Genomic DNA, 11,995 nt, shown 5'->3' with positions numbered 1-11,995 from the left:
GCTGACCAACAGGGAGATCGGGCAGCGGCTGTTCATCAGCGAGCGGACCATCGGGGTGCACGTGTCGCACCGGGAAGAGCAGGTTCCCTGCCTGCTGCATCTCGTACAGCCGGTGCACGCCCGTGGTGGTCTCCTCGGTCACTCCTCTGATCCCGGCCGCGACCCGCGTCCAGCGGCGGTTGTCCTCGCGCAACGACCGCGTCAACACACCGAGGATGACCTCGTACTCCTCGGAGTCCGCGCTCTCCGGCGACGGGACCGCGCCGATCGCCTCGAACTCGGCGCCCTTGTGCACCAGCAGCGTGGCGTCACCACCATCGTCGAGGATCATGTTCGGGCCCTGGCCGTCCGGCCAGAGCAACGCCTGCTGGGTGCACCACCAGTACTCGTCGAGGGATTCGCCCTTCCAGGCGTAGACCGGGGCACCCGCCGGGGCGTCCGGGGTGCCGGTCGGGCCGACCACGATCGCCGCCGCCGCGTGGTCCTGGGTGGAGAAGATGTTGCAGGACGCCCACCTGACCTGTGCGCCGAGCGCCACCAACGTCTCGATCAACACGGCCGTCTGGATTGTCATGTGCAGCGAGCCGGTGATCCGTGCGCCCTTCAACGGCTGTCGCGAGGCGAACTCCCTCCGGATCGACATCAGACCCGGCATCTCGTGCTCGGCCAGTTCGATCTCCTTACGCCCGAAGGCTGCCAGCGACAGATCCGCCACCTTGAAATCGCTGAAGTCACCAGTCATGTCCGCACCTCCCCCACCAGTGTCGAGAACCGATGGAGTTCGGTTCAACCGCGCACTTGCTCGGTGGGGAAGACGCGACGGGTCCGTCTACTCCGGCTGGTTGGGAGTGCCGCGACCCAGCTCATAGGGGGACGTCACGCCCTCGTAGGCGAGGTGCATCACCATGCCGTTGGCCGCGTGGTCGAGGTTGTGGCAGTGGTCCATCCAGAGACCCGGGTTGTCCGCCGTGAAGCCGATTTCGTAGATCTCGCCGGGGATCACGTCGAGGCTGTCGATCCACCACGGTGACCCGGTCGCGGCGACACCGTTGCGGGACAGGACCAACGCGTGATGGCCGTGCAGATGCATCGGGTGGTTCTGGTGACTGCGGTTGACGATCCGCACCTTGACCACGTCGTCCGTCCGGACCATGAGCGTCGGCGTGTCGGGGAAGCTGTGCCCGTTGATGGTCGGCACCAGGTGGAGACCCCCGTTGTAGAAGGACAGCCGGTCGTCGAGGAGCTGGGTGAACGAGCGGTCGTACGACGAGCCGGCGTCGAAGGGCCGGGAGCCGCCGGAGCCGTACGACAGCGGGTCGAACCGGTCCCCGTCGTCGACGATCCTCGGCGTCGACGTGTCGCCCGGTGGTGCCAGGACCAGCCCGGCGTCGCGGTTCGCGAGGTCCGTCAGCCGCACCGGGACCGCCGGCATCGTGAACGTCACGTCGTAGCGTCCACCGGTCGCCAGCCCGAACCGCGGGTCGATCAGCGGGGTCGGACCGTTGACGTCGACCCCGTCGATCGCCGCCACCCGCACCGGTGCGCCGTTGACCGTCAGGGACCGCGGACGGCTGTCGGTGGACGGGTTGTTGTCGGTGTTGACCAGACGCAGCCGCACCGGCGTGCCCGGGGCGACCTCCTGGCGTTGCATCGTGTCACTCGTGCCGAACGAGACGATGGTGTCGGTCGGCGTACGCCACTCGTGGGCCTGCACGACGAAGTCACGCTCGCCGGGTGGTGGGCCGTCGCGCGGCTCGACGATCAGCGCGCCGAACAGGCCCCGCCTGATCGCCTCCAGTGGGTTCTGGTGGGTGTGGTACCAGAAGGTGCCGACCTGCTCGGCGAGGAACCGGTAGGTGAAGCTGCCGCCCGGCTCCACCGCGTTCTGCGTCGCGCCGGCCACGCCGTCCTCACCGTTGGGGACGTCGAGACCGTGCCAGTGGATGGTCACGTTCTCGTCGGGGATCTCGTTGTGCAGCGTCACCTCGACGAGGTCCCCCTCGCGGACCCGCAGCTCCGGCCCGGGCGACTGTCCGTTGTATGTCAGCGCATCGATCTCCGCGCCCGACGACAGCCGTACCGTCGCGTTCTTCGCGGTCAGCGTGAAGGCCCTGTCGGGCTTGCCGGTCCGCGGCCCACGCAGGTCGTCGACGGACACCCCGCCATGACCGCCGTGACCGAACGACGGGCCTCCGCCGTAGTCGACGTTGTCGTGCGACATCATGCTCATCCGGTCGGGCAGCCTGCTGCTCTGCGCCACGTAGGTGATGCCGGCGGCGACGACCAGCACCACGACGGCGGCCTGCGCGGTGGCGCGCAGACCGCGGGCCCGCCGGTCCCGGCGCGCGAAGTCGGTGGCGGTGACGACCCGCAGGCGACGCCCCTGCCAGAACCACAGCACCACCGCCGACAACAGGATCGGCGCGGAGTGGGTCGCGATGTCGTCGAGGTAGGACGGGACCGGACGGGACACGTACGCGACGTGGACGCCGACCACTGTCGCCACGGCCGCCACCTGAACCGGCACGACGAATCGGGGGTCGGCGACGGCGGAGCGCATCCCGGCGTCGACCGGTGCGTCGACGCGGTTGGCCAGGGCGCGCAGGCCCGGCACGGTCCAGAGTGCGACGGCCAGCATCGGCAGCAGCAGGAGCGGCATCTGCACGATCACGCGGTTGTCGGCAAAGATCCAGTCGACGGCGAGCATCAGCCCGATCGCGACGCACTTGATTGCGAGCACCACCAGCGCGGCGACGAGCAGACGCAGCAACCGACGGGCGCTCTTGTGCAGCGCATCGGGCGTCGGCCGCCAGGCCAGCCGCGTGGCGAGGATCGCCGCGGACAGCCAGATCAGGAACAGGACCCCGGCCAGGATCCCGTCGGCGTTCTCTCCGACCTCAAACATGACGCCAACGTACGAAGGCTGCGTACCGCGTGGCATCCGCTGAGGAACGGCCGGTGCGTACGGGAATCGCCGTAGCCAGCACCACCCGGGAAACAGGGGCCGTAGTCAGCGGCCGGGCGCGACGAGCCCCGTCTGGTAGGCGAGGACGACGAGTTGCGCACGGTCGCGGACGCGGAGCTTCACCATGGCTCGGTGGACGTGGGTACGGGCCGTGGCCGGGCTCATCGACAGCCGGCGTCCGATCTCCTCGTTCGTCAGCCCGATGGCCACCAGGCTCATCACCTCGCGCTCGCGGTCGGTCAACACCGCCAGTCGGCCGCCGTCGACGGGCGTCGGTGCGACAGTGCTGACGAACGCGCTCACCAGCCGGCTCGTCACCCGCGGCGAGATCAACATGTCGCCGCCGGCCACCACCCGTACCGCCTGGCGCAGCTCGTCGGGCTCGATGTCCTTGAGCAGGAAGCCACTCGCGCCGGCCCGCAGCGCCTCGAAGACGTACTCGTCGAGTTCGAAGGTGGTCAGGACGATGACCCGCACGGCCGGGAACCGTTCGACGATCGCGGCCGTGGCCCGCACGCCGTCGAGCACCGGCATTCGCACGTCCATCAGCACGATGTCCGGCCGGGTCGCGGCGACCATCTCGACAGCCTGGGCGCCGTTGGACGCCTCACCGACCACCTCCAGGTCGTCGCTGTGGTCGAGCAGGCCCCGGAAGCCGGCCCGCACGAGCGTCTGGTCGTCCGCCAGCACGATCCGGATCGTCACGCTGTCTCCCCCACCTCGACCGGCAGCCGCGCGGCCACCCGGAACCCCCCACCCTCCGGCCGGGGCCCGGCCTCAAGGGATCCGCCGGCAGCGGTGGCCCGTTCCCGCATGCCGGCCACCCCATGCCCCCGCCGGCCAGCCCCGGACCCGACCCCGTCGTCGACGATCTCCACTGTGACGGCGTCGCCCGCGTAGGCGATCGTGACGTCGACGGTCGTCGCTCCGGCGTGTCTGACGGTGTTGGTGATCGACTCCTGCACGATCCGGTAGACCGAGAGCGCCACCTCCGGCGGGATCGGGCGCGGAGTGCCCGCGATTCCCGACCGCACCTTCACGCCGGCCTGTTCGGCGACCGCGAAGACCCGCGCCAGATCGGGCACCTCACCGGCGTCGCGGAGCATGCCGATCGCCGAGCGGACCTCGTGCATGGCGTCACGGGCCGCGCCCCGGATGCTCCGCAGCGCCGCCCGCGCCTCGGCCGGCTTGCTGTCGAAGACGTCGTCGGCGAGGCTCGCCTGCACACTGATCGCGGCGATCGTGTGACCGAGTACGTCGTGGACCTCGCGGGCGATGCGGAGCCGCTCCTGGGCGACCTCGTGTTGACGCTCCTGGCGCATCACCGCGAGACGTTGCTGTGCCTCGGCCAACCGGACCCGGCGGGTGCGGATCGTCTCGGCGAGCAGCACCACTGCCGCGAGCAGCGAGCCCTCTTCGAGGGTGGCCGAGAGAGCGGGAAAGAAACCCTCGCCGAGCAGCGTGTACCGCATGATCAGCTCAAGGACGACGAAGAACCCGGCGACGACGAGCGCCCAGGTGAACCGGCCGGCGGCCGCGACGGAGAAGAGGGCGGCGGCCAGCGGGAGGGCGGGCGGGATGCCCGGGTACTCGAGGATGTAGTAGATCATCAGCGCGGTGACCGAGCCGACCAGCACCAGCAGCGGCCAGCGGCGCCGGAAGACCAGCAGCAGCCCGATCACCGCGCCGATCGCGTAGGCGCGCGCGTCCGGCGGCCGGGCGCCGGGCTCGTCGGCGACCCGGATCGCCACCGCGACCACGGCCGCGACGACGACCGCGATGAGGGCATCGATCGCGATTCGCCTGACGGCCGGGTTCATGTCCGCAACGGTACGACGCGCGCACGGTCCGTCAGCGAAGGGCCCTTCCCGACCGTGAACTGTCCGCAAAGGCCCGTCGGCTCAGCGGCGGGGCCCGGAGCCGGTCGGCTCCGGGCCCCCCTCTGCCGAACTCAGGGGCTGGTGCAGGTGACGCCGCTGGGCGCTGTGGCACCGTTGCCCGTGGCGGTGAACCCGAAGGTGGTCGACGCGCTCGGGCCAACTGTGCCGTTGTAGGCGGCGTTTCTGACCGTGACGCTGCCGGTGGTGCCCGTGTTGACGCCACTCCACAGACTGCTGATGGCCTGACCACTGGCCAGAGTCAGGCCCACCGTCCAGCCGTTCAAGGGCGCGGTGGAGGTGTTGGCCACTGTCACCTCGACCTGGAAGCCGCCGGGCCAGGTGTTGGTCGTCCGGTAGGTGGCAGCGCAGGTGCCGGGCCCCCCGGTCGGCGGCGGGCTGGTCGGCGGATCGGTCGGCGGGTCAGTCGGCGGATCGGTCGGCGGGTCGGTCGTCGGCGGCGTGGTCGACGCGAACTGGCTGAAGAACCTCCAGATCTCCCCCGACGTCCAGGTCCGCGAGTCGTTGGGGCTGCCCGAACCGTCCACCGGGCTCGGGGTGTGGTCCCCGTCGAACGCCGCCCACTGCACCGGGTAGCCGGCCCGGCAACCCGCGTACGTCGTGGTGATGTGGGTGAGGCTGCCTCGGCTCGGCTCCCGTGGGCTCTGCGCGGTGCAGCCGTTGTTTCGCACGAACGTGTCGCGCAGTTGCCGACCCTGGGAGATGTTCAGCACGCTGTCGTAGATGCCGTGGATGCCGAAGTAGGCGACCGGCTGCGTGCCCCCGTTGCACCCGCTGAGGTTCGCGCCGGACAGGACGGTGACCGCGCGGATGATCGTGGGCCGGGCGCACGCCACCGCGTAACTCATCGCTCCGCCGTAGCTCCAGCCCAGGGCGAAGCGCTGGGTGGTGTCCACGCACAGATCGTTCTCGATCTGCCGGGAGATGTCGTCGAAGAGGGTCAGGTCCCGACCGTTGGTGTTGGCCCAGCCGGCGTTGAGACCCTGCGGGGCGACGAAGATCGCGCTGTTGTTCGACAGCGGCTGGAGCCCGTAGTAACCGGCCGAGGTGACATTGTTGGCCGAGCCGTTCAACCAGTGGAAGCCGAAGATCAGCCGGTAGGGGCGGTTCCGGTCGTAACCGTCCGGGATCCGCAGGTTGTACGTACGACTCTGTCCGCTGCTCTGAATCGTCCGCGTCCCGCTGGCGAGCGTGGGGGCCTTGCCGCAGCCGGCGGTCGCCGCGAGGGTGCCGTTGGTGGCGGCCACCGCCGTCGCACCGAAGCCGCCGCTCAACACGCCGCCGGTGGTGGCCGCGAGAACAAGCGCCGCGGCCGCGATGGATGGGAGGAAGAACCTACGTCTCAGCATTGCTGGGGCTCCTTGCCGTTCGACGACCAACAGTGGTCGCCTGGCATCGACGGGGGCCCGGACTGGTCACCGACCGGGAAGGCGGCGGGAGGGGGCGGGCCCCTCGGCGCGTCTTCGCCGCTGGCTCGGGTGACCGGGAGCGTGCCCTTCACTCCCGGGTGAAAGATAGCATGTTATCGATAACACACCGAGCCGATCGAGCCTCCCGGGCTCACGTCCCGAGCGGCCGGGCCGCCCACTCGACAGCCACTTCGTGCAGGTCACCGGTGCGAAAGTGCGGGGGCTCGTGCAGCAGGAAGTCACGGTGGCTGATGTTCCAGGCGTACGCCCCGGCCATGGTGAAGGCCAGCACGTCACCCACGCCGATCGGCCCCGCGGTGGCCGAGAAGGAGAGCACGTCCTTCGGGGTGCAGAGTTGCCCGACCACGGTGACCGGCCCGCCGTCGGTGCGGGGGCCGCCGGCATCCGGCCGTGGGTGCACTGTGAACGGCTGCGCGTGGCCCTTCGCCGCCGGAGTCCGTAGATGGTGCGTCCCACCGGCCACCACCACGAACCACTCGCCGTAGGAACGCTTCACGTCGACGACCTCGGTGAGGTACGCCCCGCAGTAGGCGGTGACCGACCGGCCCGGCTCGATGCGCAGCCGCACGCCCGGGTGCCTGTCGAGGACGTCCGTCAGGGCCTGGCCGTAACCCGCCCAGTCGAACCGCGCGTCCGGGTCGGTGTAGTCGACGGTCATGCCGCCGCCGACGTCGACCTCGGCGGCGTCGACCTCGGCCGCCGCCCAGTCGACCACGGCGGCGGCGACCGTCGCGGCGAGCGGTGCGTCCAGTCCGCTGGCCAGGTGGGCGTGGATTCCGCGTACGTCGATGCCGGCGGGCGGGCGGCGGGCGCACGCCACCGCGTCGGCCGGGTCCATGCCGAACGGGCTGGGTCCACCGCCCATGACCAGGCTCGCGCCCGGCGCGTCGACGGGCAGGTTCACCCGCAGCAGCACCTGGGCCGACCGGCCCGCCGCGGTGGCCAGCGCGCCGAGTCGCGCCAGCTCGGTGGGGGACTCGACGTGGATGCGGCGCACCCCGGCGGCGAGAGCGGCCGCGAGGTCCGCGTCGGTCTTGCCCGGTCCGGCGTACGCGGCCGGCGCCCGTCCGGGCAGCACCTCCGCCAGCCTGCGCAGCTCGCCCCGGCTGGCGGCCTCGAACCCGTCGACGATCGGCGCGAGGGTGCGCAGCACACCGGCATCCGGATTGGCCTTGACCGCGTAGAGCAGCTCGACCGGCCGGGGCAGCGCCGCCCGGATGGCGCGGGCCTGCCCGGCCAGCGCGTCGAGGTCGTGGACGTAGACCGGTCGGGTCATCGTGGCCCACCCATCGGGTTCGGCACCAGTACGAACGGCGCGGCCCGGTCGGCGTCTCGCCGCCACCGGACCAGCAGGTTCGCCTTGGCCAGCAGCGGCTCCCCGGTCAGCAGTGCGCGCAGCTCCGCCGGCTCCCCGAGGTCGGCGGCCACCGCATCGACGACGGTGCGCACCTCCTGCCACAGCCGCCGTTCGATTCCCGGCCGCGCGTCGGCGAGGGCCCCGCTGATCCCCCCGAGGTGGTTGACGAACAGGCAGTAGACGATCCGGCGGTGGGCGGCCCGGGGACCGTAGCGGACCTGCGCCGGGACACCGTCCGGCCAGGTATCCCATCGGTCGGCGTCCAGCTTCACCCCCTCCAGGTCGCGCAGCAGCATCCGTACCGGATGGTGATCCCGGTCGAGCACGACGACCACGTTCTGCAGGTGCGCCTCGTGCACGACGCCGTGGCTGAGCCAGCTGCGCAGCACCGCCGGCACCAGCAGGCCGACGTACGCGCGCCACCAGGCCACCGGATCCGACGTCACCAGCGGCGTCGCGGCCAGAGCCGCCGCCAGCACCGGGGTGTCGCCGGGACGCAGGTGCGGACGCAGCCCGCCGCGCAGGATCGTCCCGTACGCCTCGTCCGGGCCCGGAACGTCGACAGTGCGGTAGGCGGGCTCGGCGAGCAGCCCCACCCCGTCCGGCAGCGGCACCCGGGCCAGCAGGTCGGTCAGGGCCACCGCTCCGGTGAGCTCGTAGCGGGCGTTCTTGCGCAGACAGTTGGTGATCCGCACGTGCAGGCTGGTCTTCACGAACAGGTCGGCCTCGGGGGCGTAGAGGGTACGGACGCTCGCCGTGGGTCGTACCGGCACACCGGCCGCCCCCAGGTCACGCAGCCGTGGATGGGTGGGCGGGATCAGCGACAGTTGCCAGGGGTGCACCGGCAGGACGCGGTACCCGCGCGGGGGACGTGGCGGGTCGAGCGCGGCCACCAGCGGATCGAACGGCCCGGCGTCGGCGGTCAGGTCGTCCGGTACGGCCAGCCAGTGCAGCCGGAACGCGGTGCGCAGCTCCGGCGCGTACGCCCGCCAACTGTCCGGGTCGCCGCTGCGCCATTTCGGAGCGGGGTGGTGCGGGTGGCCGAAGACCAGCGACTGCTCGGAGTCGACGTACGCGTCGATGGCGGGATCACCGGTGGGGGTCGGATCCTCGGCCGGTCGGTCGGCCAGCAGCCGGGCCACGGTGTCCCGGCTGGCCCTGACCTGCTCGGCGAACTCGTCGTTGGCCAGGCCGGTACGGGTGGTGAGTTCCGCCGTGACCAGGGCGGCCAACCCGTCCGCGTCCAGGTCTTCCCACCGTCCGCTGCCCGTGTTGCGTTGGACCGGGCCGCTGTAGCGGTGCGCGCCGAGCGGCGAGGTTCGCGCGACCCCACAGCGCACTGTGACGTCGAGGTGCCGCAGTAGCAGCCGTACCGCGCCGTCGACAACGGTCGGGGTGCCGTCCGGCGGGGTCAGCTCGCGCAACAGGCAGCCGAAGAGGGCGTGGGCGGCGGCCAGGTCGGCGCGCTGACCGGTGTCGCTGACCGGCCGGGAGCGCAGCTGGGCGCTCGTCATCGTGTCTCCCGGAGGTAGTTAGGGCCGGTACGCAGGTAGTACTTGTTGATGTCGGCGCAGCCGAGCCGCTGTTTGGGCAGCAGGGTGCCGGCGGTGAGCATCGCCTTGATGGGCAACTGGGCGGCGTGCAGGACCCGCTCGGTGAAGGTCCGCACCGCCGGTCCGTCGCCCCACCGGTCGCGGGCGGCGGCGAGCCGGGGCACCAGCGCCTCGGCGGGTGTCGGCACGGGCAGTCCTCGGGCGGCCAGGGCGACCAGTGGCGCGGCAGCGGCCAGGTGCAGGGTGATGGTGATGAACACGTCGGCCAACTCGTGCGGGTCGCGCGCCCACATCCGGTCGTCGTGCAGGGCGAGCCCGTTCACGCCGTCGTGTCGTGGGTCGAGCCGGGCGCCGTCGTTGTCCTTGTAGAGCAGGGCGACAGCGCCGTCCGGGTGCACCAGCAGGTGGATGTTCTGCGGGTGCGCCTCCAGCGCGATCCCGTGGCGCAGCCAGAGGAAGACGTGCCAGTCGAGAAGCAGGTCCAGGTAGGACTCCAGCAGCGCGACGGGCCGCTGCGGGCTGATCCGTTCGAGGACAGTGCCCGCCACCGGGTCGGCGGCGGCGAGGGCCGCGACCGGCACCACCTGGACGTCGCCCAGGTCGCGCGGAAATCGGCGCAGCAGGAAACCACGGCGCTCGTCGCCGTCGACGTGCGCCCAGGTGCTCTCGTCGGCGTGCCGGATCCGGCCGGCGAAGCGGGGTTCGGCGGTGGCGATCCGGTCGAGCAGCCCGGCGACGGCCGCGCCGTCGGCGAGCGAGCCCGGTTGCAGCGTGCGTCGGTTACGCGCGCCGAGACTCGCGGTCGGCAGCGGCAGTTTGAGATGCAGGTACGGGTCGTCCTCAAGCGCCACCGTCCGCATGGAGAGGGTGGGTCGCACCGGGGTCACCGGCAGGTCGACCACCGGGAGCGCGTCGCGGGCCACCGTGATCGGATGCGCTGGCAGCAGCAGCTGATCCGGTCGGGGCGCGCTCGGCCACCACGATGGCAGCTCGCCAGCGAGTCGGACGTCGTCGGCCGGGGCGGCGTACCAGCGCAGCGCGAACCGTGGGGCGTGCTCCGGGGCGTACCGGAGCAGTTCGTCGTCGCGAAGACCGTGCCGGCACCGGTCGGTGGGGTAGACCGGGTGGCCGTGGTGGGCGGCGAGCACGTCGTCCAGGAGCGCCGCCGGCAGGCCGGTCGGGGTGTGCCCGCGTTCGGCGGCCACCTCGGTGAACACCCGTGCCCGGTTGCGGGCGGCGAGGCGTCGGGCCCGCAGGTCGGCGCGGCACTCGACGCCGAAGTCCCGCCAGCCGGCCTCGGCCTCGGCGTTGTCGTACGGGGCGAGCAGCGTCAACAGTCCGTCCAGCGTCTCCGCGCGCTGCGTCTCCCCGGTGTGGGTCACCAGCAGCACCATCGGCGCGGCGCTGCGCAGGGCCTGCTGAAACCCGTCCGCCCGGACCGGAATGCGCAGCAGGCCGTCAGGGTGCGGCACCTGCCACCAGCCGGGGCCGTCCGCTCGGCCGGCGCTGCGCAGACCGAGGTGATCCTCGCGCAGCAGGGCGTCGAGCACCCGGGCGAGGACCTCCCGCTCACAGTCGTCGCTCACCCGACGATGGTCCACTGGAGGTTGTCGCGGAGGGCGGTCAGCGACTGCCGGACGGTGGCCTCGTCGGGGCCGATTCCGTGCAGCACGGCGAGGTAGTCGCGGTTCGTGCCGGTGTGCTCGGCGGTGCGTCCCACCTCGCGCAGCGGACGGCAGGCCAGCCGGACGTCGCCGTCGACGGTGTCGAGGGGCCCCGGTGCGGCGACGAGACGGCCGGACCGGTCCGCGCAGACGTACTCGACCCGGGCGTAGCGGTCGACGGTGTCGGGCAGGCCGAGGACGGCCAGCGGTTCGCCGAGGTGCAGCCGGATGACGTACTCGAACAACGGCACACCGAGCAGATCGGCGAGGATCAGGTCCATCCGGTCGCCGATGAGACGGTAGTTCACCTCGATGAGCCGGACCCGGCCGTCGGAGACGACGTACTCGGTGTGGCAGGCGCCGAAGCCGACCCCGAGGGCGTCGAGCCGCTCCCGCAACTGGGTGCGTGCCTGCTCCGCCGGGGGCGACCAGGCGAGGCTCTCCTCGGTGAAGGTCGGCGGCGGGCCGAGGCCGGTGCGCCATCCGCCGAGGGACGCCAGCTCGGTGCCGTCACCGAGGGTCTCGAAGGTCCGCAGCTCACCGGCGAGGTACTCCTCGACCACCAGTGCCACGTCCGGCCGCCGGCCACGGATCTCGGCGACCCGGGCGACCAGCTCGGCGTGGTCGGTCACCAGGTAGGCGTCCTCACTGGCCACCCCCTCGCGGGGTTTGACCACCGCCGGGAACATCACTGTCGGCACGTCCGGCGTGGCGCCGGGGTCGACGGTGACGGTGCGTACCAGATCGAGGCCCGCAGCGGCGATCGCCCGGCGGGCCGCGGCCTTGTCCTTGCAGAGACGGGCGGCGTCCGGGTCCTTGCCGGGCAGGCCGAGCTTTCGGGCGGCGATCGCGGTGGCCTCCTGGAGATGGTCGCTGTTGGACAGTAGCGCCAGGGGCCGGGCGGGGGCCGCCGCCGCTACCACGGCGGCCGGGTCGCGGACGGCGCAGCGCGCCACCCGCACGTCGGCCGGCCATTCGGCGGGCCGGTCGGTGAGCACTGTCGCCGACAGCCCGAGCGACGCCGCCGCCGGGAGTAACCCGTCCAGGAGCGCGTCGGTGGGGTTGAGCGCGGTCAGGTACAGCTGCATACCGCCTCCGTCGACTACCACGATGTCACTATTAGGGTAG

Annotated in this window: 9 protein-coding genes; all 9 read right to left on the bottom strand. The window is 71.9% G+C overall.

All coding sequences use genetic code 11. From position 1 onward, the window contains the following. Positions 1–742, bottom strand: a 742-nt coding sequence (locus ABZ749_RS02350) for an adenosylhomocysteinase (protein WP_357221979.1), incomplete at its 3' end; no start/stop codon positions are given. An 87-nt stretch (positions 743–829) separates the two neighbouring features. Beyond that, on the bottom strand, positions 830–2,905 hold the full coding sequence (locus tag ABZ749_RS02345) for a multicopper oxidase family protein (protein ID WP_357221977.1): 2,076 nt from the start codon (positions 2,903–2,905) through the stop codon (positions 830–832). Positions 2,906–3,010: 105 nt separating this feature from the next. Continuing rightward, entirely contained in the window at positions 3,011–3,670 is a 660-nt protein-coding gene (locus ABZ749_RS02340) for a response regulator transcription factor (RefSeq protein ID WP_357221975.1), read from the bottom strand. After that, entirely contained in the window at positions 3,667–4,785 is a 1,119-nt protein-coding gene (locus ABZ749_RS02335; protein ID WP_357221973.1) for a sensor histidine kinase, read from the bottom strand. The genes ABZ749_RS02340 and ABZ749_RS02335 overlap by 4 nt, the downstream gene beginning before the upstream one ends. Before the next feature lie 131 nt (positions 4,786–4,916). Further along, entirely contained in the window at positions 4,917–6,212 is a 1,296-nt protein-coding gene (locus ABZ749_RS02330) for a cellulose binding domain-containing protein (RefSeq protein WP_357221971.1), read from the bottom strand. Between the two features lie 211 nt (positions 6,213–6,423). After that, positions 6,424–7,569 carry an alanine racemase gene (locus tag ABZ749_RS02325; RefSeq protein WP_357221968.1) on the bottom strand — a complete coding sequence of 382 codons (1,146 nt, stop codon included), beginning with the start codon at positions 7,567–7,569 and terminating at the stop codon, positions 6,424–6,426. Beyond that, the gene (locus ABZ749_RS02320) at positions 7,566–9,164 is read right to left on the bottom strand and encodes an IucA/IucC family protein (protein ID WP_357221966.1); all 1,599 of its coding nucleotides are present in this window, start codon (positions 9,162–9,164) and stop codon (positions 7,566–7,568) included. Before ABZ749_RS02320 ends, ABZ749_RS02325 begins: the two co-directional genes overlap by 4 nt. Further along, on the bottom strand, positions 9,161–10,789 hold the full coding sequence (locus ABZ749_RS02315; RefSeq protein ID WP_357221964.1) for an IucA/IucC family protein: 1,629 nt from the start codon (positions 10,787–10,789) through the stop codon (positions 9,161–9,163). Before ABZ749_RS02315 ends, ABZ749_RS02320 begins: the two co-directional genes overlap by 4 nt. Beyond that, a complete protein-coding gene (locus ABZ749_RS02310; RefSeq protein WP_357221962.1) occupies positions 10,786–11,955 on the bottom strand; it encodes a siderophore biosynthesis protein in 1,170 nt (389 codons plus the stop codon). Before ABZ749_RS02310 ends, ABZ749_RS02315 begins: the two co-directional genes overlap by 4 nt. Between the last annotated feature and the right edge of the window lie 40 nt (positions 11,956–11,995).

The sequence above is a fragment of the Micromonospora sp. NPDC047753 genome (assembly GCF_040642735.1).
Taxonomy (GTDB): domain Bacteria; phylum Actinomycetota; class Actinomycetes; order Mycobacteriales; family Micromonosporaceae; genus Micromonospora.
Note: the sequence above shows the minus strand (reverse complement) of the source record. Positions and strands in the feature narration are given on the sequence as shown.